Source organism: Micromonospora wenchangensis (assembly GCF_002210435.1).
In the GTDB taxonomy this organism is placed as follows: domain Bacteria; phylum Actinomycetota; class Actinomycetes; order Mycobacteriales; family Micromonosporaceae; genus Micromonospora; species Micromonospora wenchangensis.
In genome coordinates, this window is record NZ_MZMV01000041.1 from 38,810 (window position 1) to 64,665 (window position 25,856).

The window sequence follows — 25,856 nt, forward strand, 5'->3', positions numbered from 1 at the left end:
GCCCGCCGCGTCGTCGCCGACGCACCATGGTGGTATGACGGATAGCCGTACGCCGATGTTCCGGTGCCGGGGCACCACGCGGACCAGCCGGTTCCCGGCCCGCTACGGCCACCACGTCGACGGATCCGGCGCGGCGGACGCCGGCCCGGCACACCGGTGAGCGTCGTCCCCGCGCCCACCGTCCGGCGGGCCACCGTGGTCTGGGCGGTGGCCGTCACCGCCTACCTGGCGGCGGTGTTCCACCGCAGCTCCCTCGGGGTGACCGGGGTGGAGGCCACCCACCGGTTCGCCATCAACGCCTCCGCCCTGGCCGTCTTCTCGGTCGCCCAGCTCGCCGTGTACGCGGCCATGCAGATCCCGGTCGGCGTGCTGCTGGACCGGTACGGCTCCCGCCGGCTGCTGCTGGCCGGCGGCACGCTGATGGTCACCGGGCAGCTCTGCTTCGCCGTCGCCACCGACGTCCGGCTCGCCGTCGCCGCCCGGGTACTGGTAGGGCTCGGCGACGCGATGACCTTCATCAGCGTGCTGCGGATCGTCGCGTTCTGGTTCCCGGGCCGCCGCAACCCGCTGCTGGTGCAGCTCACCGGCACCGTCGGTCAGCTCGGTGCGATCCTCGCCGCGGTGCCGCTGGTGGCGCTGCTGCACCGGGCCGGCTGGACCCCGGCATTCCTGGTCGCCGCCGGGCTGGGGGCGACGACGGTGCTGCTGGTGCTCGTCGCCGTCCGGGACGCCCCGCACGTCGGGCCGGGAGTCGCCGCCACCCCGGCCGTGTCCGCCGTGCGGCGGGAACTCGCCGCCGCCTGGGCCCAGCCGGGCACCCGGCTGGGCCTGTGGACGCACTTCGTCGCCCAGTTCTCCGGGGCCGTCTTCGCGCTGCTGTGGGGGTACCCGTTCCTGGTGCAGGGGCAGGGGCTGCCCCCGACGGCCGCCGCGTCCCTGCTCAGCCTCATGACGATCGGGACGCTGGTCGCCGGGCCGGTGGTCGCCCACCTGTGCGCCAGGCACCCGTTCCACCGGTCGGCGCTGGTCCTCGTGGTCACCGGGGCCAGCGCCGCGGTCTGGGCGGTGGTGCTGGCCTGGCCGGGCCGGTCGCCGCACTGGCTGCTGGTGGTGCTGGTGCTGGTGCTCGCCCTGGGCGGCCCCGGCGCGGTGATCGGCTTCGACTACGCCCGCACGTTCAATCCGGTGCACCGCATCGGCAGCGCCACCGGCATCGTCAACGTCGGCGGGTTCGTCGCCTCGATCGTGCTGGTGCTGGCGATCGGGGTGGTGCTGGACCTGACCACCCCGGCCGGCGCGTCGGCCCCGCCGCTGTCGGCGTTCCGGTGGGCGTTCGCCGTGCAGTACCTGCTCTGGGCGGTGGGCGCGGTGCAGGTGCTGCGGTACCGCAACGCCGCCCGGCGACGGCGTGCGCAGGCCACCGACGCCGGGACGGTGGCGACGCCGGAGGTGACGGTGCGCGTACCGCCGGGGGAGCCGGCCGACGGTGGGGGTGACCGGGCGGCGGGCGGCGAGTCCGGCGGACCGATGGGTCGGGCGGCATGATCGCGGTAGGTTCGGCGGTGAGCGGGACCCATCCGGCCGTCGGGCCGGCAGGCAGGGAGGACACAGCGTGAGCCAGGAAGTCCGGGGCGTCATTTCACGGAGCAAGGGCGCTCCGGTCGAGGTCACCACCATCGTGGTGCCCGACCCGGGGCCCGGCGAGGCGGTGGTGCGGGTGCAGTCCTGCGGGGTCTGCCACACCGACCTGCACTACCGGGAGGGCGGCATCAACGACGACTACCCGTTCCTGCTCGGCCACGAGGCGGCCGGGGTGGTGGAGCAGGTGGGCGAGGGCGTCACCGACGTCGCGCCCGGCGACTTCGTGGTGCTCAACTGGCGTGCGGTCTGCGGGCAGTGCCGGGCCTGCCGCCGGGGCCGGCCGTGGTACTGCTTCAACACCCACAACGCCGCCCGCAAGATGACCCTCACCGACGGCACCGAGCTGACCCCCGCCCTGGGCATCGGCGCGTTCGCCGAGAAGACCCTGGTCCACGCCGGCCAGTGCACCAAGGTCGACCCGGCGGCCCGGCCCGCCGCCGTCGGGCTGCTCGGCTGCGGCGTGATGGCCGGCCTCGGCGCGGCGATGAACACCGGGCAGGTCACCCGGGGTGACTCGGTGGCCGTCATCGGCTGCGGCGGGGTCGGCGACGCGGCGGTCGCCGGAGCCGTCCTGGCCGGCGCGACCACGATCGTCGCGGTGGACACCGACGGCCGCAAGCTGGACTGGGCGCGCAGGTTCGGCGCCACCCACACCGTCGACGCCTCCGCCGAGGACGCCGTCGAGGCGATCCGGGCCGCGACCGGCGGGTTCGGCGCGGACGTGGTGATCGACGCGGTGGGCCGGCCGGAGACCTGGAAGCAGGCGTTCTACGCCCGGGACCTCGCCGGCACCGTCGTGCTGGTCGGGGTGCCCACCCCGGAGATGACCGTCGACCTGCCGCTGCCCGACGTCTTCGGCCGGGGCGGCGCGCTGAAGTCGAGCTGGTACGGCGACTGCCTGCCCAGCCGGGACTTCCCGCTGCTCACCCAGCTCTACCTGCAGGGCCGGCTCGACCTGGACGCCTTCGTCACCGAGGAGATCGCCCTGGACCAGGTGGAGGAGGCGTTCCGCCGGATGCACCACGGCGACGTGCTGCGGTCGGTGGTGGTGTTCCCGTGACCGCCCGGGTCGACCACGCCGTCACCTCCGGCACGTTCTCCCTCGACGGGCAGACCTTCGACGTCGACAACAACGTCTGGGTCGTCGGAAACGACACCGAGTGTGTGGTGCTGGACGCCCCGCACGACGTGGCCGCGATCCGCCGGGTCGTCGGCGACCGCCGGGTCGTGGCGATCCTCGCCACCCACGCCCACGACGACCACGTCCGGGTCGCCCCGGAACTGGCGAAGGCCACCGGCGCGCCGATCCTGCTGCACCCCGCCGACCGGGTGCTGTGGGACCTGGTGCACCCCGGGCTGGCCCCCGACGGGGAGCTGACCGACGGGCAGGAGATCACCGTCGGGGACACCGTCCTGCGGGTGCTGCACACCCCCGGGCACAGCCCCGGCGCGTGCAGCTTCCACGCCCCCGCGCTGGGCGCGGTGTTCACCGGGGACACCCTGTTCGCCGGGGGCCCGGGAGCGACCGGCCGGTCGTACAGCGACTTCGCCACGATCGTCGAGTCGATCCGGACCCGGCTGCTCACCCTGCCGGCGGACACGGTGGTGCACACCGGGCACGGCGACGACACGACCGTCGGCGCGGAAGCCCCCCACCTGCAGGAGTGGCTGGCCCGCGGCCACTGAACCGCAGCGGCCGGGCGGCGGGTGCCGCCCGGCCCCACCGGCCTAGGATCGGCCGGGTGACCGACGACGAACGCCCTCCGGGCGTACGACAGCTGCGCCTGGTGGTGGAGGCCGAGGACTACGACGCGGCGGTGGCTTTCTTCCGGGACGCCCTGGGCCTGCCCGAGCAGGCCGCGTACTCCGGTGCGGGGGAGGCCCGGGTGGTGATCCTGGAGGCGGGCCGGGCGACCCTGGAGATCGCCAATCCGGCGCAGAAGCGGATGATCGACGACGTCGAGGTGGGCCGTCAGGTGGCCCCGAGGCTACGGCTGGCGTTCGAGGTGGACGACGCCACCGCCGTGACCGGCCGGCTGGTCGCCGCCGGGGCCACCGAGGTCGCCCCGCCCACCGTCACCCCCTGGCACTCGCTGAACTCCCGCCTCGACGGGCCCGCCGGCCTTCACCTCACCGTGTTCCAGGAGTTGCGGGACCTCGACGAGCGGTCCACCGCCGACGGGTTCGGCACCGACGGCTGACGCCGGCGCGGGGGCCTGCCGCCGCCCGGTTCGCCGTCCTGACCCGGGCCACACCGGCCGGACGCCGTCGCGTCGTGCGGGCGATCTGTCCGGTTTGAGGTCCCGGGGTGGGGTGTGCCGGTGACCCGGGCCACAGCCCGACGTGGCGTGCGCATTTCCGGAATGACGGACAGGGGCGGTGGGTTGTGTTCCCCGTACGCCGGTCAGCACACCTCCGGCCGGCGGGGAAGTTCCCCCGAGGCCCGCTCACCCCGGAGCGCGTCGCCACGATCGAAAGGGCAACCATCGTGAAGCTGGACTTCACTCGATGGCTCCCGGCCATCGCGAAGGACCGCAGGACCGCACTGAGCATCGCCGGCGTCGCCGCCCTCGGCGGCCTGGCGTTCGGGCCGGCCGCCGTGGCCGCCCCCGTCACCAGCGGCCCCCACGAGGGGGCCCGCGCCGCCATCGACCTGGCCACCGGCAAGGGCCGGCAGGGCGTCACCGTCGAGTCCGGCCTGACCACCGGCACCCCCACCACCGAGGTACCGGCCGGCAAGCCGAGCACCGACGACCTCATCCCGCGCGGCGTCGAGGGCGCCCAGTCCCGCGTGCCGCTCGACGACGCGCAGCTCGCCAACGCCAAGGAGATCGTCGCCGAGGCCAAGCGCAGCGGCGTGGGCGAGCGCGGCGCGGTGATCGGCGTGGCCACCTCGCTGCAGGAGTCGAAGCTGTACAACCTGGGGCACCTCGGCGCGTACAACGACCACGACTCGCAGGGCCTGTTCCAGCAGCGCCCGTCGTCGGGGTGGGGCACCCCCGAGCAGATCACCGACCCCCGGTACGCCTCCCGGGCGTTCTTCGACGCGTTGAAGAACGTGCACGGCTGGGAGGACCTGCCGCTGACCACCGCCGCGCAGACCGTCCAGGTCTCGGCGTACCCGTACGCGTACGCCCAGTGGGAGCAGCAGGCGGCGGACATCGTCCAGCAGCTCTGGTGACCCGGGCGCGACCGGCCGGTCCCCACGACGGGGGCCGGCCGGTCGGCGTCGACGGGTCAGGCGGGCGCGTCCTCCCGGCGCAGCTTCGCCGACCCGGCACCGACGGAGAACCCGGCGGCCCAGCGGCTCGCGCTGTCGGGCCGGGTCCGGTCGACCAGGTGGTACCAGTCCATCCGGCAGCGCTGCGGGGTCACCTCCAGCACGCCGTAGCCGTGCCCGTCCAGCTCCGTCCACTTCACGTGCGGGTTCGTCGAGCGCAGCAGGGTCGCGCCGAGCAGGCTCAGCCCGTTGCCGGCCGGCAGGCCGAGGGCGTCGTCGAGGTTGTCGCTGGTCACCGACGGCACCACGAACTCGGCGGCGGCCGGGTTGGTCAACCCCGTCGACCGGGTGGTCACCTCGCTGGCCCACGAGGTGTGGATGTCGCCGGTGAGGAAGACCACGTCCCGGGTGCCGGTCGCCCGCAGGTGGTCGACCAGCCGGTTGCGGTCGGCGTTGTAGCCGTCCCACTGGTCGGGGTTGAGCACCGCGCCGTTCTGCGGGATGCCGAGCAGCTTGGCCAGCGGGCCGAGCAGCCACGCCGGCAGCGAACCGAGGTCGACCCGGGCCATCATCACCGGGTTGCCGACCAGTTTCCACTGTGCCGTCGAGCCGGACAGTCCGTCTTCGAGCCACCGTAGCTGGGCCGTGCCGGTGATGGTGCGGGCCGGGTCGTCCACCGCCGTGCCGCTAGCCTGCTGCGACCGGTACGACCGCAGGTCCAGCATGGACAGCTCGGCGAGCCGGCCGAAACGCAACCGCCGGTAGATCGTGCCGTCCGCGCCGATCCGCACCGGCATCCACTCCTGGTACGCCTGCCGGGCGGCGGCGACCCGGTCGGACCACGCGCCCTCGCTGCCCGGGGTGTGGTTCTCCGCCCCGCCCGACCAGGCGTCGTTGGCGACCTCGTGGTCGTCCCAGGTGATCACCCAGGGCAGGGCGGCGTGCAGCGCCTGCAGGCCCGGGTCGGTCTTGTAGAGCGCGTGCCGGACCCGGTAGTCGGCCAGGGTCAGCGTCTCGTGCTCGGGCACGACCGGGCGGACCACCGTGCCGCCCGCGTCGAACTCGCCGGTGCCGTACTCGTAGAGGTAGTCGCCGAGGTGCACGACCAGGTTGAGGTCGCCCCGGTCGGCCAGCCGCCGGTAGGCCGCGAAGTGCCCGGCCTCCCAGTTCGCGCAGGACACCACGCCCAGCCGCAGCCGGTCGATCGCCGCGTCGACCGCCGGGGCGGTCATCGTCCGCCCGGTCGGCGACCAGGCGTCACCGTGACCGAACCGGTACCAGTACGTCGTCGCCGGGGCCAGCCCGGTCACCGCCACCTTGACGGTGTGGTCGCGGGCCGGACCGGTCGGTGTCACGCCCTGCGCGGTGACCGTGGCGAAGTCGGGGTCGGCGGCGACCTGCCAGCGCACGTCGACGTCCGGGCCGAGGCCGGATCCGGGTAGTGCCTCCGCCACGGGGGTGACCCGGGTCCACAGCAGGATGCCGTCCGGCAGCGGATCGCCGGAGGCGACCCCGTGCCGGAACGCGCCGTCCGCCGCCTGGGCGGGACCGCTCGCGGCGAGGGTGGTGCCGGCGAGGACGGCAGTGCCGGCGGAGGCACCGGCGAGGCGCAACAGGGTACGACGGTCGAGGGTGTTCGTCATGGTCTATGTGTCTACCGGGTGTCGCGGTGCGTCCGCAGCCCCGTGCGGTGAGTGTTCGCCGACGGTTCCCCCGGGGTTGGTGTCGCCGGTGGACTCCGGGTTCAGCGGCGGTGCGCGGCGGGCTCAGCGGCGGTGCGCGGCGCGGTGGTTCAGCACGATGTCGGTGGCCGCGGCGACCAGGGCCAGCGCGACGATGCCCATGGCCAGCAGCAGGGAGTGCCGGAACGCGGCGACCCACCGGCCGTCGGTGCTGGCCAGCGACGAGAAGAACAGCGCGCCGACGGCGGCGATGCCGGCGGCCGACCCGATGCGCTGCCCGGTCTGCAACATGCCGGCCGCGCTGCCCGCCTGCGGCACCGGCACCTCGGACAGGGTCAACGTCTGGTTCGGGGTGATCACCAGGCCGCTGCCCAGCCCGGCGAGCAGCAGCGGCAGCGCGGTGAGCAGCGGGACCGAGCCGTGCGGGTCGCCGCGCAGCACGAACACCACCCCACCCAGCCCGACCAGCACCATGACCAGTCCGATCCCGACCAGCGGCCGGCCGAACCGGGTGACCAGCCGGCCCCCGAGGGCGGCGGCCAGCGCCGAGCCGAGGGCGAACGGGGTGATCGCCAGGCCCGCGGTCAGCGCCCGGTAGCCGAGGCCGTTCTGCAGGTAGAGGGTGAAGATGAAGAAGATCGCGGTGAAGCCGCCGAAGTAGACGAGCGCGATCACCGCCCCGATCGTGTACGACCGCAGCCGGAACAACCCCAGGTCGAACAGGGGCGTGCGGGTACGCCCGTACCGGTGTTCCCAGAACCCGAAGCCGACCAGGACCACCAGTCCGGCCGGGATCAGCGCCCACTTCCACGGGCTGGGCCACTGTTCCCGCTGCACCAGGGGCAGCAGCAGGAGCGTCACGCCGACGCCGAGCAGCAGCACCCCGACCGGGTCCAGCCGGTGCCGGTCGAGCCGGCCGGCGGCCCGGGTGGGCAGCAGCCGCCAGCCGAGCAGCACCGCCAGCACCCCGACGGGGACGTTGACGAAGAACACCCACCGCCAGCCGTGGTCCTCCCCGCCGAGCTGGATGAGCAGGCCGCCCAGCAGGGGGCCGACGGCGGTGGAGATGCCGATGGTCGCGCCGAGCAGGCCGAACGCGCGTCCCCGCTCCGCGCCCCGGAACAGCTGTTGGATCAGGCCGGTCACCTGCGGGTTGACCACCCCGGCGGCGACGCCCTGCAGGAGCCGGGCGGCGACCAGCCAGGTCGGGGACTGGGCCAGTCCGGCCAGCGCGCTGGTGAGGGTGAACAGGGCGACCCCGACGACGAAGGCGTTACGGCGGCCCCGGGCGTCGCCGAAGCGGCCGGCCGGCACCAGGACCAGTCCGAAGGTCAGCGCGTAGCCGGACAGCACCCACTGCAGGTCGCTCGGGCTGGCCTGCAACGCCCGGTCCATCGACGGGACGGCGACGTTGACGATGCTCACGTCCAGCAGCGTCATGAACGCCGCGACGAGGCCGACGCCGAGGGCCTGCCAGCGGCGGCGGTCGTCGCTGCGGCCGGTCACGGGACCGTCGTCGGTGGAGCGGTCCCGCACGGACCGGTGATCGGGCATGTCGCAGCGCTACCCGGTGCCCGGCGCGGCAAACCGGTGCCCGGCCCGGCCGTCCGGCGGGGCGCGACGGTGCTCACGTCGGCTGGCGGGCGCACCAGCGGGGGCCGAAGTCCAGCCCGGCCAGCGGCGAGTCCTCGCGGTGCAGCAGGCCCTTCTCGGTGAGCTGGTGCAGGGGCGCGTGGACGTCCTGCTCGGCCAGCCCCGCCTCCTCGGCGATCAGGTCGGGGTAGGGCACCTGGCCGCGCGTCTCCAGCACGCTGACCGCCTCGTAGACGCGCACCTCGACCTCCGACAGACGTACCTGCTGCATGGTGCCCTCCTTGCCGTGACCCCGGCCGGCCGGTCGGGCGGTCCGGGTGGCGCGGCTTACCCGCTGGCCGCCCGACGATGCCTGCCGACGGCCGGTCGTGCGCGCCACCGGACGGGCCGGTGCCCTAGGCTGAACGGCATGATCATCTGGGATCTCGTCGTGGTCGGTGCCGGGCCGGCCGGGCTCAGCGCGGCCCGGGAGGCCGCGGCTGCCGGCGTGCGGACGCTGGTGCTGGACCGCGCCGTGCACCCCCGCTACAAGACCTGCGGGGGTGGCCTGATCGGCACCTCGCTGTCGATGGTGGCCGGCCGGATCGAGGTGCCGGCGCACGACCGGGTCGACCGGGTCACCTTCACCCGCGACGGCCGGTGGGGCTTCACCCGCCGGCACGGCACCCCGCTGGTGACCATGGTGCGCCGCGACGAGTTCGACGACCGGCTCCGCGCGGCGGCGGTGTCCGCCGGGGCCGAGGTCCGCGAGGGCGTCGCGGTACGCGCCCTCGACCAGGACCCCGACACGGTACGGGTCCGGCTGGCCGACGGTTCCACGGTGACCGCCCGGACGGTGATCGGGGCCGACGGTTCCGCCGGGGTGACCGCCCGGCACGTGGGTGTCCGGTACGGCCAGGTGGATCTGGGCCTGGAACGGGAGCTGCCGGTGTCACCCGCGCAGGCGGCCCGTTGGCGGGGGCGGCTGCTGCTGGACTGGGGCCCGTTCCCCGGCGCGTACGGCTGGGTGTTCCCCAAGGGGGACCTGCTCACCGTCGGCGTGATCGGGGCCCGGGGCGAGGGCGAACGCACCCGCGCCTACCTGCACGGCTTCCTCGACCGGCTGGGTCTGGCGCAGGTGCCCGCCGCGCACGACTCCGGGCACCTGACCCGGTGCCGGGTCGACGACTCCCCGTTGCGCCACGGCCGGGTGCTGGTGGCCGGCGACGCGGCCGGCCTGCTGGAGCCGTGGACCCGGGAGGGGATCAGCTACGCGTTGCGTTCCGGGACGCTGGCCGGCGCGGCGGTCGCCGCCGGTGACCTGGACCGCTACCCCCGCGACGTCCACGAGCGCCTGGTGCCGTCGATGCGCGCCGGGCGGCGGATGCTGACGCTGTTCGCCCGCCGCCCGGAGCTGTGCCACGCGTTCGTGGCGACCCCGGCCGGCTGGTCGATGTTCGTCCGGTTCTGCCAGGGCCGGCTGAGCTTCGACCGGACCATGGACCGGCTGCCGGTGCGGGCCGCGGCGGCCCTGCTGGACCGGATGCCCGCCCGGGGCCCGCAGCCGGCCGTGCCACCCGTGCGCTGACCGCGGCGGGCCGCCGGGCCCGGGTCAGGGCACGATCACCGCGCGGCCGTGGATGTCGCCGGCCCGCAGCAGGTCGTACGCCTCGGGCGCCCGGTCCAGCGGGAAGGTCTGCACGTCGGCGGCGAGCAGCCCGGCCCGGCCCAGGGCGATCACCTCCTGGAGTTCGGCCCGGGTGCCCCAGAACGGGACCTCGACGCTGGTCCCGAACGGCACGGTGGGCGGCTCGTCGGCGACCGGCCGCACCGGCAGGGTGCCGCCGCCCAACCCGACCAGCAGCAGCCGGCCGCCGGTGGCGACGACGCCGCGGGCGGTGGTGAGGGTGGCGTCCACCCCGACGCAGTCGATGACCACGTCCGCGCCGTCGGGTGCCGGCCCGACCAGTTCCCGGATCCGGTCGACCGTGTCGGGGCCGGCCGGCACCACGTGGTGCGCGCCGACCCGGGTGGCCAGGTCGAGGGCGGCGACGTTGCTGTCCACCGCGATGATCCGCACGGCGGTGGTGGCGGCGAGGATCTGCACCGCCATGTGCCCCAGGCCGCCGATGCCGATCACCACGACCGACGTCCCCGGCCGCAGCGCCGGCCGGGCCAGCTCGATCGCGTGGTACGGGGTCAGCCCGGCGTCGGTCAGCGGCGCCGCCTGGGTCACCTCCAGATCACCGACGGGCAGCAGCCGGGAGGCGGGCACCACCACGTGCTCGGCCAGCCCGCCGTCGCGGCTGAGCCCGACCCCGCCGACGGGCACGGTGCGGCACTCGTTCTCCCGCCCCCGCAGGCAGCCCCGGCAGGTGCCGCAGCCGATGATCCCGTAGACGGCGACCCGGTCCCCGGCGGACCAGCCGGTGACGCCGTCGCCGGGGGTGTCCACGGTGCCGGCGATCTCGTGGCCGAGGGTGATCGGGACGGGGAAGACACCCGGGGGCGCGTCGAGGATGTGCAGGTCGGAGTGGCAGGCCCCGACCGCGCCGACGCGTACCAGCACCTCGCCGGGGCCGGGCGTCGGGGTGGGCACCTCGACCTGTTCGAGCACCCCGGGGGCGGTCATCCGTACCGCGCGCATGTCTCGTCCTTTCGTCGCCGACGGTCCCGCGCGCTTACCCCTCCCGCCGGCCTTGATGCCGGGCGCACACTACGGGTCATGAGCGAATCGTTCACCGACGAGCAGTACGCGTTCCTGCGGCACGCGCGTTTCGGCGAGCTGCCACCGGCGGTACGCCCCGACGAGCGCACGGCGTCGACCGAGACCGACCCGCCGCGCTACCAGCCCGACCCGACCCCCGGCCGGTACGAGCAGGACCTGCGCGCGGGCGGCTGAGCAAGCCGACGGGCCCCGGGGCGGCACCCCGGGGCCCGTCGGGCTGGCCGCGCGGCGGGCGACGGCCGGGCGGCTCAGAAGACCGGCACGCCGGCGCGGACCAGCCGCCAGTTCGGCACGAAGAAGTCGGCCGGGTCGATGGTGCCCCGGGCCTGCGCCCAGTCGATGAGCAGCTGGCGGATCTCCTGCTGCGCGTTGTAGACCTGGGTCTTCACGATGCCGGGGAAGTTCCCGCCGCCGCTGCGCCGGTAGTTGTTCACCGCGACCACGAACTGCGCGTCGGCGGCGACCGGGGTGTCGGTGCCGGGCAGCACCAGCCGGGTGATCCGCTGTCCGACCGGCCGGGAGACGTCGATGTCGTAGTCCAGCCCGGAGATCACGTCGTAGTTGTAGTCCGGCACGGCCGGGTCGCTGATCGTCGCCGGGTCGACGGGTGCGCCGACCGGCAGCGTGGTGAAGTACTTCGCCGAGTACTCCAGGTACGCCTTCACCTCGGCGCCGGTGAGCACCACCGCCTCCAGGGTGTTGTCGTAGACGTACAGCCCGGCGACGTCACGGATGCGCACGTCACCCTGCGGGAAGACGGCGGTGCGGCTGAACGGCGCGGCGATCGACAGCACCGGCAGCGCCGCGTACGGGCCGCCGGTGAGCGCGGCGGTGACCACCTCGGTCTGCACGTGGTTGATGAAGTCCAGGATCGGGGTGTCCCGGTAGCGTGACTCGGCCGCCGAGAGTTCCTGCGCGGACCGGGCGACCACCGTGTTGACGTACCCGACGGTCTTGTCGTGCTGGCCCCGCACGGCGGCGAGCACCGTCGGGTCCTCGACCACCGTGTTGGTGTTGAGCATGGTGGCGCCCTTGGCGACGACCTTCCAGCGGCCCCGCTCCCGGGTCAGGGTGAAGTCCATCCGGGTCAGCCGCTGCCCCCACTTGGACGGTTCGGCGGTGAGCACCTGCGCGCCGGTGGCGGTGTTGGTGACGAACTTCTCCACCACCTCGTTGTGGGCGTGGCCGAACAGGATCGCGTCGATGCCGGGGACCTGCTGGGCGATCAGCGCCACCGGGTTCTCGTTGGGCAGCTCCGGGCCGTAGCTGGAGGTGCCGCTGTCGCCGCCGTGGGCGGAGACGATGACCAGGTCCGCGCCGCGCCGCCGCATGACCGGCACCCACTTGGCGGCGGTCTCCACCATGCCGGGGAAGACCAACCTGCCCTCGACGTTGCCCTTGTCCCAGATGGCCACCCCGGGGTTGGTCAGGCCGAGGATGCCCACGGTCAGGGTCGGCGAGCCGGGCCCGCCGGGCCGCACCCGCTTGAGCACGTACGGCTGGAACGCCGGCCTGCCGGTCTTCGCGTTCACCGCGTTCGCGGCCAGCGCCGGGAAGCCCAGCTGGCCGATCCAGGTCGCCAGCAGCGGCAGCCCGTAGTTGAACTCGTGGTTGCCCAGCGTCACGGCGTCGTACCGCAGGATGTTCATCGCGCGCGCCATCGGGTGCGTCGCGCCGGTGACGGTGATCGGCTCCTGCTTGGCGTAGTACGTGGCAAGCGGGGTGCCCTGGATGGTGTCGCCGGCGTCGAGGACCAGGGTGGCCCGGCCCCGGCGCTCGGCGCGGATCTGGTTGACCAGGGTGGCGAGCTTGGCGATGCCGACGTCGTTGTGCTTGCTGTCGTCGAACTCGGCGTCGCGGTAGTAGTCCCAGTTGTAGACGTTGCCGTGGGTGTCCGAGGTGCCCAGGACGGTCAGGTCCCAGGTCTTCGGACCCTTCGGGCCCTGCCGCTGCGCCGCCCGGGCGGGCGCGCCGGCGATCAGCGGGGCGGTCGCCGCGGCGGCGGCGACGGCCAGCACCTGGCGGCGCGACGCGCCGGAGGAGGAGGTCATGGGGTGCCCTTCGACGGGGATGGACGCGCCTCGTGGGCGCCGTTGCGCACCATAACGAGCAGCGGTCACTCCCGCCACAGTGGCCCGCACTGTTCCACCACCGCGCCGTCGGCGGCCACCTGCCGGTCACACCGGCGTCGACAGGTGCCCGGCGCGGGTTGTTTCCGGCCGATCCGTGGGGGTAGGTGACCGGGCAACCCAGAACGGACCAAAGCAGACAGGGGAGCCGCACGGTGAGCCAGGACCAGTACACCCCGCAGGACCCGAACAGCCAGTACGGCCACCAGGAGGGCCAGCCGGCCCAGCAGCAGTCGACGCCCGGCCGGACCGACCGGATGGGTCCGGAGCCCGACCACGGCGAGACGTCGTACCGGGGCAGTGACCGGTTGGCGGGCAAGCGGGCCCTGATCACCGGCGGCGACTCGGGCATCGGCCGGGCGGTGGCGATCGCGTTCGCCCGGGAGGGCGCCGACGTGGTCGTGTCCTACCTCGACGAGGACGAGGACGCCGACGCCCGGGAGACCGTCCGGCTGATCGAGGAGGCCGGCCGCCGCGGGGTCGCGGTGCGCACCGACCTGACCGACGAGCAGCACTGCCGTGACCTGGTCGACCGGACGGTGACCGACCTCGGCGGGCTGGACATCCTGGTCAACAACGCGGCGTACCAGATGGCCCAGGACGACGGCATCGAGGCGATCAGCACCGACCAGTTCGACCGGGTGATGAAGACCAACCTGTACGCGATGTTCTGGCTGTGCCGCAGCGCCCTGCCGCACCTGAAGGAGGGCGCGACGATCATCAACACCACCTCCATCCAGGCGTTCGACCCGTCGCCGCCGCTGCTGGACTACGCCACCACCAAGGCGGGCATCGCCAACTTCACCAAGGGGCTGGCCGCGCAGCTCGCCGACCGGGGCATCCGGGTCAACGCGGTCGCGCCCGGCCCGATCTGGACGCCGCTGATCCCGGCGACCATGCCGCCTGAGAAGGTGGAGCAGTTCGGCACCGACACCCCGCTGGGCCGGGCCGGGCAGCCCGCCGAACTGGCACCCGCGTACGTCTTCTTCGCCTCGCAGGAGTCCAGCTACGTCACCGGGGAGATCCTGGGCGTGACCGGCGGCCGGTTCACCAAGTGACCGACCCGTCCGCCGGGCCGGGGCCCCGGTCCCGGTCCGGCGGTCAGCGGGGCCAGTGGGCCAGCCGGCGGCGGACCTGCGCGATCTGCGCCGGGTCCAGGCCGTAGCGGGCGAGCCGCCGGTCCGGCAGCCGGTCCAGGTAGCGGCCGGCGGCCCGCACGTCCTCGTCGTCCAGCGCCGGGTCCACCTGCCGGGCCAGGGCCAGCAGCTCGTCGACCGGGTACTGCGCCAGCGCGGCGGCGACGTCGATGTAGTCGCGGGCCTCCCGCCGGTTGACCAGGGCGGCGGTCTTGTTGGCGATCAGGTCGCGGACGTCCATCACCGGGCCGAGGTCCATCACCACCGGTGAGCGGTACCGGTCGAGCCGGGCCAGGCTGAGCCGGATCCGCCGGTCGTCCCGGCCGACCACGAAGTCCCGGATGTCCCTGTCGAAACCCTCGAACAGGTCACCGAGGTCGCTGTCCGGGTCGGCCGCCGCGACGGTGTACCCGGCGCGTTCCAGCGCGGCACACACCTCCGCCGCGGCCGCGGCGGCCGCCCCCTCCACGTCGGCGAACAGGTCGACGTCCTCGGTGGGGCGGGTGACCAGGCCGTGTGCCGCCCACGCCACCCCGCCGCCGAGGACGAACCGGTGCGGCCCGGCCGCGGTGAGGGCGACCCGGGCGACCTCCCGGTAGAAGTCGTGCAGGTGGGTCACGCGGTCCGCAGACCCCGGTGCCGGCTCTCCCAGGCCGCCCGGACCCCCCGGGGCAGGTTGAGCCGCCGCCACACCCGGCGCAGGGTGCGTCCGTCGATCAGCGCCCGCAGGTCGTCGGCGCGGGTGGTCTCGCGCAGCACGTTCTCGTACAGCCAGAGCAGGTCGTCCGGTTCGGCCAGGTCGAACGTGCGTTCGCTGCTCCACATCAACCGGACCGGCAGCTCCACCACCCCGCCGGTGGGGCCGGTCAGCTCCGCCAGGGTGCGCGCCACCACCACCGGCCGGCCCGGCCGGGCCAGGTGGGTGGCGGTCGCCAGGGTGGCCTGCATGCTGTCAGGGTAACGCCGCCGCGACCTGCGCCGGCACGCGACTTTCCCGAACCGCCGCCGTCCGCGCCCGCGCCGCCCCGCGCCGGCCGTCCGCGACCGGGGCGCCGACGGCCGGCGCGGGGTATCCTGGTGGGCAGGAGCGTCGGTGTGTCCAGTGTCCCCGGGCCTCACCTGAATTGCCGTCGCGGAGTTCCGTCCGGCTGGAGCCGCGTTGCGCCACGCGCCGAGAGGCGACATGCACACCGGCGCTCCGCCACCGTGATCGCCGCCCCCGACCGGACCGGTCGGGGGCAGCGCCGTGTCGGTGCGTGGGGAATCCTCGCACCCGGGTCGCATCCTCCGCCGCGCTGGCCTATGTTCAGGGGGTCGGCCGGTCGACGGATCATGCCGGGGAGGGAGGTGCGCGGTGGGTCTGCGTACCTTCATCGCGGGCTGGCCGGTCTACCGGCAGCTCACCGGCACCGACCCGTTGGGCCGGGGCGCGGCGGCGCAGTCGGGTCGTTCCGCCGGGCTGACCGCCCGCACCGAGACCGCCGACCGGGTGGCCCGCTCGGTCTGCCCGTACTGCGCGGTCGGCTGCGGGCAGCGGGTGTACGTCTCCGACGACCGGGTCACCCAGATCGAGGGCGACCCGGACAGTCCGATCTCCCGGGGGCGGCTCTGCCCGAAGGGCTCGGCGAGCAAGAGCCTGGTCACCAGCCCGCTGCGGCAGACCACGGTCCGCTACCGGCGACCGTATTCCACCGAGTGGGAGGATCTCGACCTCGACACCGCGCTGGACATGATCGCCGACCGGGTCCTCGCCGCCCGCGAGCAGACCTGGGAGGACGTCGACAGCGACGGCCGGCCGCTGCACCGCACGCTGGGCATCTCCAGCCTGGGCGGGGCGACGCTGGACAACGAGGAGAACTACCTCATCAAGAAGCTGTTCACGGCGATGGGGGCGCTCCAGATCGAGAACCAGGCCCGCATTTGACACTCCGCCACCGTCCCCGGTCTGGGGGCCAGCTTCGGTCGCGGTGGCGCGACGGACTTCCAACAGGATCTCGCCAACGCTGACGTCATCGTCATCCAGGGGTCGAACATGGCCGAGGCCCATCCGGTGGGCTTCCAGTGGGTCATGGAGGCCAAGCGGCGCGGCGCGAAGGTCTTCCACGTCGATCCCCGGTTCACCCGTACCAGCGCGGTGGCCGACTCGTACCTGCCGATCCGGGCGGGCACCGACATCGCCCTGCTCGGTGGCGTGGTGCGCTACATCCTGGACAACGAGCTGGACTTCCGGGAGTACGTGCTGGCGTACACGAACGCGGCGACGATCGTCAGCGAGCAGTTCGCCGACACCGAGGACGGCGACGGCCTGTTCTCCGGCTACGACCCGAACACCGACAGCTACGTGCAGACCAGTTGGCAGTACGCCGGGCACGAGGCGGACTCCGGCAGCGGGCACACCGCCAAGGAACGCGACAGCGCGGCCGGCCTGCGGCACGAGTCGCACGGCGCGCAGGTGCACGGGCAGGTCCAGCGGGACGAGACGCTCCAGCATCCGCGCTGCGTCTACCAGATCCTGCGCCGGCACTTCGCCCGGTACACGCCGGAGATGGTGGAGCGGGTCTGCGGCATTCCCCGGGAGAAGTTCCTGGAGTTGGCGCGGGCCTGGACGGAGAACTCGGGCCGGGACCGCACCGGCGCGCTTGTCTACTCGGTGGGCTGGACCCAGCACAGCGTCGGTGTGCAGTACATCCGCACCGGGGCGATCATCCAGTTGCTGCTGGGCAACATGGGCCGGCCGGGCGGCGGCATCCTGGCGTTGCGCGGGCACGCCAGTATCCAGGGGTCGACGGACATCCCGACGCTGTTCAACCTGCTGCCCGGCTACCTGCCGATGCCGCACCACGCCGACCACCCGACGTTCGACGAGTGGGTGGACAGCATCCGCCACCCCGGCCAGAAGGGTTTCTGGGGCAACGCGCGGGCGTACGCGGCGAGCCTGCTCAAGGCGTACTGGGGTGACGCGGCGACCCCGGACAACGACTTCTGTTACGACCACCTGCCCCGGATGACCGGCGACCACGGCACCTACCAGCAGGTGCTCAACATGATCGACGGCAAGGTCAGGGGATACTTCCTGCTCGGCCAGAACCCGGCGGTCGGCTCGGCGCACGGGCGGGCGCAGCGGCTCGGCATGGCCAACCTGGACTGGCTGGTGGTCCGTGACCTGTTCATGATCGAGAGCGCCACGTTCTGGAAGAACGGCCCCGAGGTGGCCACCGGCGAGATCGTCCCGACCGAGTGCCGCACCGAGGTGTTCTTCCTGCCGGCGGCCTCGCACGTGGAGAAGGAGGGCACCTTCACCCAGACCCAGCGGCTGTTGCAGTGGCGGGAGAAGGCCGTCGAGCCGCCGGGCGACGCCCGCTCCGAGCTGTGGTTCTTCTACCACCTGGGGCGGCGGCTGCGGGAGAGGCTGGCCGGCTCCCCGCACCGCCGCGACCGCGCCCTGCTCGACCTCGCCTGGGACTACCCCACCCACGGCCCGCACGACGAGCCGAGCGCCGAGGCGGTGCTGCGCGAGATCAACGGCTACGACGTGTCCACCGGCCGCCCGCTCGCCTCGTTCGCCGAGGCGAAGGACGACGGCAGCACCGCCGTCGGCTGCTGGATCTACTCCGGCGTCTACGCCGACGGCGTCAACCAGGCGGCCCGCCGCCGGTCCCGGCACGAGCAGGACTGGGTGGCCGCGCAGTGGGGCTGGGCGTGGCCGGCGAACCGGCGCATCCTCTACAACCGGGCGTCGGCCGACCCGCAGGGCCGGCCGTGGAGCGAGCGCAAGAAGTACGTCTGGTGGGACCCGCAGGCCGGCGAGTGGACCGGCTACGACGTGCCGGACTTCGAGAAGACGAAACCGCCGACGTACCGGCCGCCGCAGGGGGCGTCCGGTCCGGCGGCGCTGGCCGGCGACGACCCGTTCGTCATGCAGGCCGACGGCAAGGGCTGGCTGTACGCGCCGAGCGGGGTGCTCGACGGTCCCCTGCCGACGCACTACGAGCCGGCGGAGTCGCCGCTGCGCAACCCGCTCTACGGCCAGCAGGCCAACCCCACCCGCAAGGTGTACGCCCACCCGGTGAACTCGGTGAACCCGAGCCCGCCGCAGGAGCACAGCCAGGTCTTCCCGTACGTGTTCACGGTCAGCCGGCTCACCGAGCACCACACGGCCGGGGCGATGAGCCGGACGGTGCGTCCGCTGGCCGAGCTGCAACCGGAGATGTTCGTGGAGGTGTCCCCGGAGTTGGCCGCCGAGGCGGGGCTGACCCACCTGGGCTGGGCGCACCTGGTCAGCGGGCGTGCGGTGATCGAGGCGAAGGTGCTGGTCACCGACCGGCTCACCCCGTTGCGGGTGGACGGTCGGGTGATCCACCAGCTCTGGCTGCCGTACCACTTCGGGTACGAGGGCCTGGTCACCGGCGACTCGGCCAACGACCTGTTCGGCATCACCCTGGACCCGAACGTGCTCATCCAGGAGAGCAAGGTCGGCACCTGTGACGTCCGGCCGGGCCGGCGACCGACCGGCCCGGCGTTGCGGGACCTGGTCGAGGACTACCGTCGACGGGCCGGGATCGTGCCCGGTGACCGCCCGCCGACGGTGACGACCCCGGTGCTGCGACCGGCCGGTCGGAGCGACGACGGCCCACGGGAGAAGGGCGCCGACCATGCCTGACGCCAACAGCCTCTACGGCCCGCTCGATCCGGCCCCGGACGCGGGCTGGACGGCTGCCGGCCCCCGGATGGGGTTCTTCACCGACACCAGCGTCTGCATCGGCTGCAAGGCGTGCGAGGTGGCCTGCAAGGAGTGGAACGCCGTCCCCGAGTCGGGCTTCGACCTGCTCGGCATGTCGTACGACAACACCGGCGCGCTGACCGCGAACTCCTGGCGGCACGTGGCCTTCATCGAGCAGCCGGTGCCGGCCGGGCACCGCACCGCGGCCTTCGCCGGCGATCCGACCGGAGGGTCGGCCGGCGCCACGTCGGCGGCGGTTGCCGCCGGCACCGGCAGCGCCAGCGGTACGAACCCGGGCGTCCCGCCGGGGGACGCCGACGCCGCCGCCCGGATGGCCGGCACCGTGCCGTCAGTCGCTCCGGACGGCACGGGCACCCGGTTCCTCGGGATGCCGGGGGCCGCACCGCCCGGTCGGGGCACGGGTGCCGAGACCCGCACCGACTTCCGCTGGCTGATGATGTCGGACGTCTGCAAGCACTGCACCCACGCCGCCTGCCTGGACGTCTGCCCCACCGGGTCGCTGTTCCGCACCGAGTTCGGCACCGTCGTGGTGCAGGAGGACATCTGCAACGGCTGCGGCTACTGCATCTCCGCCTGCCCGTACGGGGTGATCGACCAGCGTAAGGGTGACGGTCGGGCGTGGAAGTGCACGCTGTGCTACGACCGGCTCGGCGCGGGCATGACCCCGGCCTGCGCCCAGGCCTGCCCGACGGAGTCCATCCAGTACGGCCCCCTCGACGAACTGCGCGACCGGGCCGCACAGCGGGTCGCCACGCTGCACGAGCGGGGCGTGCCGCAGGCCCGGCTCTACGGCCACGACCCGACCGACGGTGTCGGCGGCGACGGCGCGTTCTTCCTCCTCCTCGGCGAGCCCGAGGTGTACGGGCTGCCCCCGGACCCGGTGGTCACCACCCGGGACCTGCCGAGGATGTGGCGGCGGGCGGGGCTGGCCGCGCTGGCGATGACGGCGGCGGCCGTCGCCGCGTTCGTCGGGGGATCGTCGTGACCGCCGGCCGGATCCCGGTGGGGGAGCGGTTCCGGGGCTTCCGCGCCCGGCTCGCCGCCGACGGTGTGTTCCGGCCGCAGCGCTCCTCGGCGCGGCTCGGCCACGGCCCGAAGGTCGGCGTCGGCCCGGCCGCCACCGCACCGCCGGCCGACGCTGCGGGCTCGGTTGGTGCGATGGGCCCGGCCGGTGCCGTGGGCGCTGCCGACGCGCCGGTCGTCGGGCCGCCCCGGGACGCGCCGCCGGTGGCGCGGCGGCGGGGCCGGGGCGGGCGCGGCGGCGAGGAGCTGCGCGTCCCGGAGGCGGAGTTCACCTCCTACTACGGCCGGCCGATCCTCAAGGCCCCGGTGTGGCGGTGGGACATCGCCGCGTACCTGTTCACCGGCGGGTTGGCCGCCGGATCGTCGCTGCTGGCCGCCGGGGGGCAGCTCACCGGCCGGCCGGCGCTGCGCCGGGCCGGCCGGGTCACCGCGTTGGGCGCGGTCACCGCCAGCGCCTACTTCCTGATCAACGACCTCGGGCGGCCGGCCCGGTTCCACCACATGCTGCGGGTGGCGAAACCGACCTCCCCGATGTCGGTGGGCACCTGGATCCTCACCGCGTACGGCCCGGCCGCCGGGTTGGCCGCCGTCGCCGAGGGCGCACCGCTGCTACCGGCACGCGGGGTGTTCTCCCCGGTGCGTCGGCTGCTGCCGCCGGCCGGGCAGGTCGCCGGGCTGGCCGCCGCCGCCGTCGCACCGGCGCTGGCCACGTACACCGGGGTGCTGTTGGCCGGCACGGCGGTGCCGTCCTGGCACGAGGCGTACCCGGAGCTGCCGACCATCTTCGCGGGCAGCGCCCTGGCCAGCGGCGCCGGTGTGGGGCTGCTCGCCGCGCCCTGCGCCCAGGCCGGCCCGGCCCGGCGGATGGCGGTGGCCGGGGCGGCCCTGGAACTGTGGGGCGCGCACTCGGTGGAGACCCGGCTGGGGCTGCTCAGCGAGCCCTACCGGATCGGTACGGCGGGTCGGCTGCTGCGCGCCGGTCGCCTGCTCACCGCCGCCGGGGTGGTGGGGGCGCTGGCCGGGCGGCGCAGCCGGGTGCTGTCCGCGCTGTCCGGCACGGCGCTGCTGGCCGCGTCGGTGGCCACCCGGTTCGGCATCTTCCACGGCGGGGTGGCCTCGGCGCGGGACCCGAAATACACGGTGCTGCCGCAGCGGGAACGGATCCGTCGCCGCGAGGCCGGGCAGGTCTGACACCTCGCCGCGCCACCGGCGGGGCCCTGTGGTTGACTCGGGGGCGGAGGCGTTCAGGCGGCTGGTGCCCCTCCCAGCCTTCAAAGCTGGTGTGGTCCGGGACCCGGGCCAGGCGGGTTCGATTCCCGTCCGTCTCCGCCAACCGTCTGCGGGGGAGATGACAACGCATGGGTGAGGCGGCGGCCGATCCGCGTCGGCGGGTGCCCCGCACCGACACGCTGCTGGCCGATCCGGCGCTGGCCGCGGCGGCGGCGACCCTCGGCCGGGCCCGGGTCAAAGCGGCCGTCGGCCACGCCCAGCAGCGGGCCCGGCACGGTGAGATCGGCCCCGACGAGGTCCGCGACGCCGCCCTCGCCGCGTTGCCCGCCCCGACCCCCCGGGCGGTGCTCAACGCCACCGGGGTGGTGCTGCACACCAACCTCGGTCGGGCCGTGCTGTCCCCGGCCGCCGTCGACGCGCTGGTCGCCGCCGCCGGCAGCACCGACGTGGAGTTGGACCTGGGCACCGGTCGCCGGGCCCGCCGCGGCCGGGAGGCGCTGGCCGCGCTGGCCGCCGCGGTGCCCGAAGCCACCGCCGTGCACGTGGTCAACAACGGGGCGGCGGCCCTGGTGCTCGCCGCGACCGCGCTGGCCGCCGGCCGGGAGATCGTGGTCAGCCGGGGTGAACTGGTGGAGATCGGCGACGGGTTCCGCCTGCCCGACCTGCTGGCCAGCACCGGCGCCCGGCTGCGCGAGGTCGGCACCACCAACCGCACCACCCGCGACGACTACGCCCGGGTGGTCGGCCCGGACACCGGTTTCGTCCTGAAGGTGCACCCGTCCAACTTCGTCGTCACCGGCTTCACCTCGGCCGTCGGCGTCGCCGAGCTGGCCACCCTCGGCGTGCCGGTGGTCGCCGACATCGGCTCCGGCCTGCTCACCGCCGACCCGCTGCTGCCCGCCGAGCCGGACGCCGCGAGCACCCTGCGGGCCGGGGCGCACCTGGTCACCGCCAGCGGCGACAAGCTCCTCGGCGGCCCGCAGGCCGGGTTGCTGCTCGGCGACGCCGACCTGGTCGACCGGTTGCGCCGGCACCCGCTGGCGCGGGCGTTGCGGGTCGACAAGCTGACCCTCGCCGCGCTCGCGGCCACCCTGCACGGGCCGAGCACCCCGACCCGGGACGCCCTGCACGCCGACCCGGCCGTGCTGCGGGACCGTTGCGAACGGCTGCGCGACGCCCTCGGTGCCGAGGGGCGCAAGGCCGAGGTGGTGCCCAGCGTCGCCGTCGTCGGCGGGGGCGGCGCACCCGGCGTCGAGTTGGACTCGTGGGCGCTGAGCCTGCCCGAACGGTACGCCGCACCGCTGCGGCTGGGCGACCCGCCGGTGCTCGGCCGGGTGGTCCGGGGCCGGCTGCTGCTGGACCTGCGCTGCGTGTCCGCCGACGCCGACGACACGCTGCGCGACGCGGTGCTGCGGACGGCCGAGTAGAGATGCACGTCGTCGCCACCGCCGGGCACGTCGACCACGGCAAGTCCACCCTGGTCCGGGCGTTGACCGGGATGGAACCGGACCGGTGGGCGGAGGAACGCCGCCGGGGGATGACCATCGACCTCGGCTTCGCCTGGACCACCCTGCCCGGCGGCGACCCGGTCGCGTTCGTCGACGTGCCGGGGCACGAACGGTTCGTGCCGAACATGCTCGCCGGGGTGGGGCCGGTGCCGGCCGTGCTGGTGGTGGTCGCCGCCGACGAGGGGTGGATGCCGCAGTCGGCCGAACACCTGGCCGCCCTGCACGCCCTCGGGGTGTCCCACGGGCTGCTGGTGGTGACCCGGGCGGACCTGGCCGATCCGGGGCCGGCGACGGCGCAGGCCCACGCGCAGCTCGCGGCGACGTCGCTCGGCGCGGTGGAGTCGGTGGCGGTCAGCGCGGTCACCGGTGCCGGCCTGCCGGAGCTGCGCGCCGCCCTGGGCCGGCTGGTCGCCCGGCTGCCCGCGCCTGACCCGGACCGGCCGGTGCGGCTGTGGATCGACCGGGCGTTCACCATCCGGGGCAGCGGCACCGTCGTCACCGGCACCCTCGGCGGCGGTGAGCTGCGCGTCGGCGACCGGTTGACGCTCGCCACCACCGGTGAACCGGTCCGGGTGCGGGGCCTGCACCGGCTCGGGACGCCCACGCAGCGGGTCGCCGCGGTCGCCCGGGTGGCGGTCAACCTGCGCGGGACGCCCCGGGAGCGGCTCGGGCGCGGCGACGCGCTGCTCACCCCCGACCGGTTCCACCGGACCGACCTGGTCGACGTGCGGCTGGCCGGTGACCCGGCCGGTGACCTGCCGGCGACGCTGACCCTGCACGTCGGGTCGGCGGCCGTTGCCGTCCGGGTCCGGCCGTTGGGCGGCGACACCGTACGGCTGCGGCTGGCCCGTCCGCTGCCGCTGCTGACCGGGGACCGGGCGTTGCTGCGTGACCCGGGCCGGCACCACGTCTGCGGTGGGGTGACGGTGCTGGACGTGGCCCCGCCGCCGCTGTCCCGCCGGGGTGCCGCCGCCGCCCGCGCCGCCGTCCTGGCCGATCTGGACGGGCGTCCCGACCTGGCCGGTGAGCTGCGCCGCCGCCGGCTCGTGCGGGCCGCCGAGCTGATCCGGATGGGTGTCTCCGGCGACGCGACCCCGGTCGTCGGGGACTGGCTGGCCGACCCGGCGCACTGGCGGTGGCTGGGGGCGCGGCTGGTCGAGGAGGTCGCCGCCTGGGCGGCCGCGCACCCGCTGGAGCCGGACGCCCCCACCGAGGCGGTGCGGCAGCGCCTCGGCCTACCCGACCGCGCCCTGGTGGAGGCGCTGGTCCGGCCGCCGTTGACGCTGCGGGCCGGCCGGATCGGCACCGGCGTCCCCGGGCTGCCCGAACCGGTGGCCCGCGCCATCGACCGGGTCCGGGGCGAGTACGCCGCCCATCCGTTCCGCGCGCCGGAGGCCGACCAACTCACCGCGCTGGGCCTGGGTCCCCGGGAGGTGGGTGCCGCCGTGCGGGCCGGTGCGCTGCTGCGGCTGGCGGAGAACGTGGTGCTGCTGCCCGACGCCGCCGACGACGCGGTGCGGGTGCTCGCCCGGCTGCCGCAGCCGTTCACGCTCAGCGCCGCCCGGCAGGCCCTGGACACCACCCGTCGGGTGGCGGTGCCGCTGCTGGAGCTGCTGGACCGGCGCGGGGTGACCCGTCGGCTGCCCGGCGACGAACGGATGGTGGTCGGCTCCGGTTGACCGGCAGGTGTTCCCCGGGGGCGGTGGTGGCGAACGGCCCGCCGCCCGGTCCGGGGTCGCCTACCGTGACGCCATGGACCCTTCGGCGGTCTGGCGGGACCGGAACCACCGCTGGCGGATCGAGGCGTACCGGGCACCGGACCTGCGGTTCGCCGTCTTCGCCACCAACGGCACCACCGAGTCGGCCCCGCTGTGGTTGTTCGGCATGGCGGCGTTGGCCCGCTGGTTGATGACGCACGCCATCTCCCTGGACGACCTGGAGACCATCTGACCCGTCCGCGCGCCACGTCGCCCGGACGGGGGAACCTGGCCGGAATGTCGGTTTTCCGGCCGAGGTCGCCCGTACGGTGCGGGGCGTGAAGGACCGAGGAATACGGACGTTTCTGGCGGTGCTCGCCGGCCTCGCGGTGATCTACTTCGGGGTGACCGGGCACCGCTCCACCGAGGACGGTGGCGGGGTCTCCGGCGGTGTGGTGCTGCTGGCCCTGCTGGCCGCCCTGCTGGTGTGGTACCTGACCAAGCCGGCGGGCAACAAGCCGGTCGACTGACCGGCCGCGCCTCAGCGGGCCGCGGCGGCGGTGCGCGTCACCTCGCCCGCCGACTCCTCACCGAGGGCCACCCGCACCAGCGCCGACGCGAGCCGGCCGAAGTCCGGCGCGGCGACCAGCCCGGCCAACCCGTGCGGATCGGCCGGGAGGCCGAGGCGTCTCGCCCCCGCCAGGGTGCGCCGGTCGGCGTACGGGCGGACGTCCGGCCAGACCGTCTGCACCTCCCGCAGGAAGATGTCCGCCCCGGTCGGGCCGATCCCCGGGAACTCGGTCAGCCGTCGCCGCAGCGCCGCCGGTTCACCCCCGCTCTCCCGGTGCATCCGCCGCAGGTCACCGTGCCAGCGGTCCAGGCACAGCCGGGCGCCGGTGCCCAGCATCGTGGCGGTCCGCTCGTCGTAGCGGCGGTAGTGGCCGCGTCCCAGCGCGTCGACCCGGTCCTGCCAGCCCGACGCCTCCATCGCCTGCGGGGTACGCCAACCGGCGGCGAACAGCTCGCGGGCGGCGGCCACCGCCACCTGGGCCCGGATCCGGGTGCTCAGCAACGTGGTGAGCACCAGCAGTTGGTAGAGCGGGCCGGGCCGGTCGGCCAGCGTGATGCCGGCGTCCTCGGCGTAGGTGCTGCCCTGCCGGGCCAGCAGCGTCCGGGCCACCCGTCGGTCGTCTCCCATCACCCGGTACTACCCGTCCTGCCGCCGCTCAGCCCTGCCCGGCCACGGTGGTCCGCATACGCACCGTGGTGACGGGTAACCCGGCGACGGGCGCGGAGCACCCGTGCCCGTCCACCCGGAAGGAGACACCCGTGACGAACGTGCAGCAGCCCGAGATGCGCCGCAACGGGAGGAACCCGACCGTGCAGGACAGCAAGGGGCCCGGCGCGACCGGCCACCCGGCCAACCGGGGCACCTCGGCGGGGGACCGGGGCCGCCCGACACCCCGGGGCCAGGCGTCCCCGTACGGTCCGGGCGCGTCGACCGCCGCCGACGACAGCGACCGCAGCTGACCGCACCGCCGCCCGGCCG

The 25,856-nt window shown here is 74.8% G+C and carries 24 protein-coding genes, 1 tRNA gene and 1 pseudogene; 18 read left to right on the forward strand and 8 right to left on the reverse strand.

All coding sequences use genetic code 11. The annotated features are described in order from the left end of the window. Window positions 1-34 precede the first annotated feature (34 nt). The 6 genes from B5D80_RS34880 to B5D80_RS22235 all read left to right on the forward strand — a co-directional run bounded on the left by B5D80_RS34880 (window position 35) and on the right by B5D80_RS22235 (window position 4,822). A complete protein-coding gene (locus B5D80_RS34880; RefSeq protein ID WP_281253486.1) occupies window positions 35-160 on the forward strand; it encodes a hypothetical protein in 126 nt (41 codons plus the stop codon). Further along, a complete protein-coding gene (locus B5D80_RS22215) occupies window positions 157-1,545 on the forward strand; it encodes an MFS transporter (RefSeq protein ID WP_169733089.1) in 1,389 nt (462 codons plus the stop codon). Before B5D80_RS34880 ends, B5D80_RS22215 begins: the two co-directional genes overlap by 4 nt. A 67-nt stretch (window positions 1,546-1,612) precedes the next feature. After that, a complete protein-coding gene (locus tag B5D80_RS22220) occupies window positions 1,613-2,701 on the forward strand; it encodes an S-(hydroxymethyl)mycothiol dehydrogenase (protein ID WP_088645855.1) in 1,089 nt (362 codons plus the stop codon). Next, entirely contained in the window at window positions 2,698-3,327 is a 630-nt protein-coding gene (locus B5D80_RS22225) for an MBL fold metallo-hydrolase (RefSeq protein ID WP_088645856.1), read from the forward strand. The genes B5D80_RS22220 and B5D80_RS22225 overlap by 4 nt, the downstream gene beginning before the upstream one ends. Before the next feature lie 56 nt (window positions 3,328-3,383). Then, a complete protein-coding gene (locus tag B5D80_RS22230; protein WP_088645857.1) occupies window positions 3,384-3,842 on the forward strand; it encodes a VOC family protein in 459 nt (152 codons plus the stop codon). A gap of 287 nt (window positions 3,843-4,129) precedes the next feature. Continuing rightward, the gene (locus B5D80_RS22235; RefSeq protein WP_088645858.1) at window positions 4,130-4,822 is read left to right on the forward strand and encodes a hypothetical protein; all 693 of its coding nucleotides are present in this window, start codon (window positions 4,130-4,132) and stop codon (window positions 4,820-4,822) included. A 56-nt stretch (window positions 4,823-4,878) separates the two neighbouring features. Here B5D80_RS22235 and B5D80_RS22240 read toward each other — a convergent pair whose 3' ends face one another. From B5D80_RS22240 to B5D80_RS22250, 3 genes are all read right to left on the reverse strand, one after another. Beyond that, on the reverse strand, window positions 4,879-6,504 hold the full coding sequence (locus tag B5D80_RS22240) for an alkaline phosphatase D family protein (RefSeq protein ID WP_088645859.1): 1,626 nt from the start codon (window positions 6,502-6,504) through the stop codon (window positions 4,879-4,881). Between the two features lie 123 nt (window positions 6,505-6,627). After that, on the reverse strand, window positions 6,628-8,097 hold the full coding sequence (locus B5D80_RS22245; RefSeq protein ID WP_088645860.1) for an MFS transporter: 1,470 nt from the start codon (window positions 8,095-8,097) through the stop codon (window positions 6,628-6,630). A gap of 73 nt (window positions 8,098-8,170) precedes the next feature. Continuing rightward, window positions 8,171-8,407, reverse strand: a complete 237-nt coding sequence (locus B5D80_RS22250) for a hypothetical protein (protein ID WP_088645878.1) — start codon at window positions 8,405-8,407, stop codon at window positions 8,171-8,173. A 138-nt stretch (window positions 8,408-8,545) separates the two neighbouring features. Here B5D80_RS22250 and B5D80_RS22255 point away from each other — a divergent pair, with 138 nt between their 5' ends. Next, a complete protein-coding gene (locus B5D80_RS22255; RefSeq protein ID WP_088645861.1) occupies window positions 8,546-9,703 on the forward strand; it encodes a geranylgeranyl reductase family protein in 1,158 nt (385 codons plus the stop codon). Window positions 9,704-9,727: 24 nt separating this feature from the next. On the opposite strand, the gene B5D80_RS22260 is transcribed toward B5D80_RS22255, so the two are convergent. Continuing rightward, window positions 9,728-10,762, reverse strand: coding sequence for an NAD(P)-dependent alcohol dehydrogenase (locus tag B5D80_RS22260; RefSeq protein WP_088645862.1), 1,035 nt, complete (start codon window positions 10,760-10,762; stop codon window positions 9,728-9,730). Window positions 10,763-10,840: 78 nt separating this feature from the next. Between B5D80_RS22260 and B5D80_RS33720 the strand changes: the two genes are divergently transcribed. Further along, on the forward strand, window positions 10,841-11,017 hold the full coding sequence (locus B5D80_RS33720; protein WP_169733090.1) for a hypothetical protein: 177 nt from the start codon (window positions 10,841-10,843) through the stop codon (window positions 11,015-11,017). 74 nt (window positions 11,018-11,091) lie between these two features. Here the strand turns inward: B5D80_RS33720 and B5D80_RS22265 are convergent, their stop codons facing one another. After that, window positions 11,092-12,894, reverse strand: a complete 1,803-nt coding sequence (locus tag B5D80_RS22265; protein ID WP_088645863.1) for a bifunctional metallophosphatase/5'-nucleotidase — start codon at window positions 12,892-12,894, stop codon at window positions 11,092-11,094. Window positions 12,895-13,127: 233 nt separating this feature from the next. Here B5D80_RS22265 and B5D80_RS22270 point away from each other — a divergent pair, with 233 nt between their 5' ends. Continuing rightward, a complete protein-coding gene (locus tag B5D80_RS22270) occupies window positions 13,128-14,030 on the forward strand; it encodes an SDR family oxidoreductase (protein ID WP_088645864.1) in 903 nt (300 codons plus the stop codon). Between the two features lie 43 nt (window positions 14,031-14,073). On the opposite strand, the gene B5D80_RS22275 is transcribed toward B5D80_RS22270, so the two are convergent. Together B5D80_RS22275 and B5D80_RS22280 are read right to left on the reverse strand one after the other, a co-directional pair. Then, window positions 14,074-14,727 carry a nucleotidyl transferase AbiEii/AbiGii toxin family protein gene (locus B5D80_RS22275; protein ID WP_088645865.1) on the reverse strand — a complete coding sequence of 218 codons (654 nt, stop codon included), beginning with the start codon at window positions 14,725-14,727 and terminating at the stop codon, window positions 14,074-14,076. Further along, the gene (locus B5D80_RS22280; protein WP_088645866.1) at window positions 14,724-15,056 is read right to left on the reverse strand and encodes a hypothetical protein; all 333 of its coding nucleotides are present in this window, start codon (window positions 15,054-15,056) and stop codon (window positions 14,724-14,726) included. Before B5D80_RS22280 ends, B5D80_RS22275 begins: the two co-directional genes overlap by 4 nt. A gap of 406 nt (window positions 15,057-15,462) precedes the next feature. On the opposite strand from B5D80_RS22280, the pseudogene fdh reads away from it, so the two are divergent. From fdh to B5D80_RS22320, 8 genes and pseudogenes are all read left to right on the forward strand, one after another. Continuing rightward, window positions 15,463-18,702, forward strand: a pseudogene (gene fdh, locus B5D80_RS22290) (formate dehydrogenase); the annotation flags it as partial. A gap of 58 nt (window positions 18,703-18,760) precedes the next feature. Further along, window positions 18,761-19,834, forward strand: a complete 1,074-nt coding sequence (locus tag B5D80_RS22295; RefSeq protein ID WP_088645869.1) for a 4Fe-4S dicluster domain-containing protein — start codon at window positions 18,761-18,763, stop codon at window positions 19,832-19,834. 173 nt (window positions 19,835-20,007) lie between these two features. Then, the gene (nrfD, locus tag B5D80_RS22300) at window positions 20,008-21,063 is read left to right on the forward strand and encodes an NrfD/PsrC family molybdoenzyme membrane anchor subunit (RefSeq protein WP_088645879.1); all 1,056 of its coding nucleotides are present in this window, start codon (window positions 20,008-20,010) and stop codon (window positions 21,061-21,063) included. Window positions 21,064-21,108: 45 nt separating this feature from the next. Next, window positions 21,109-21,204, forward strand: a tRNA-Sec gene (locus B5D80_RS33445). A 26-nt stretch (window positions 21,205-21,230) separates the two neighbouring features. Next, a complete protein-coding gene (gene selA / locus B5D80_RS22305; RefSeq protein WP_088645870.1) occupies window positions 21,231-22,529 on the forward strand; it encodes an L-seryl-tRNA(Sec) selenium transferase in 1,299 nt (432 codons plus the stop codon). A 2-nt stretch (window positions 22,530-22,531) separates the two neighbouring features. Beyond that, window positions 22,532-24,289 (forward strand): selenocysteine-specific translation elongation factor, encoded by a 1,758-nt coding sequence (selB, locus tag B5D80_RS22310; RefSeq protein ID WP_088645871.1) that lies wholly within the window; start codon window positions 22,532-22,534, stop codon window positions 24,287-24,289. A gap of 73 nt (window positions 24,290-24,362) precedes the next feature. Continuing rightward, window positions 24,363-24,560, forward strand: coding sequence for a hypothetical protein (locus tag B5D80_RS22315; protein WP_088645880.1), 198 nt, complete (start codon window positions 24,363-24,365; stop codon window positions 24,558-24,560). A gap of 85 nt (window positions 24,561-24,645) precedes the next feature. Further along, window positions 24,646-24,837, forward strand: coding sequence for a hypothetical protein (locus B5D80_RS22320; RefSeq protein WP_088645872.1), 192 nt, complete (start codon window positions 24,646-24,648; stop codon window positions 24,835-24,837). Window positions 24,838-24,848: 11 nt separating this feature from the next. Here B5D80_RS22320 and B5D80_RS22325 read toward each other — a convergent pair whose 3' ends face one another. Continuing rightward, window positions 24,849-25,505, reverse strand: coding sequence for a hypothetical protein (locus B5D80_RS22325; protein WP_088645873.1), 657 nt, complete (start codon window positions 25,503-25,505; stop codon window positions 24,849-24,851). Between the two features lie 131 nt (window positions 25,506-25,636). Here B5D80_RS22325 and B5D80_RS22330 point away from each other — a divergent pair, with 131 nt between their 5' ends. Further along, entirely contained in the window at window positions 25,637-25,837 is a 201-nt protein-coding gene (locus B5D80_RS22330) for a hypothetical protein (protein ID WP_088645874.1), read from the forward strand. Window positions 25,838-25,856 lie beyond the last annotated feature (19 nt).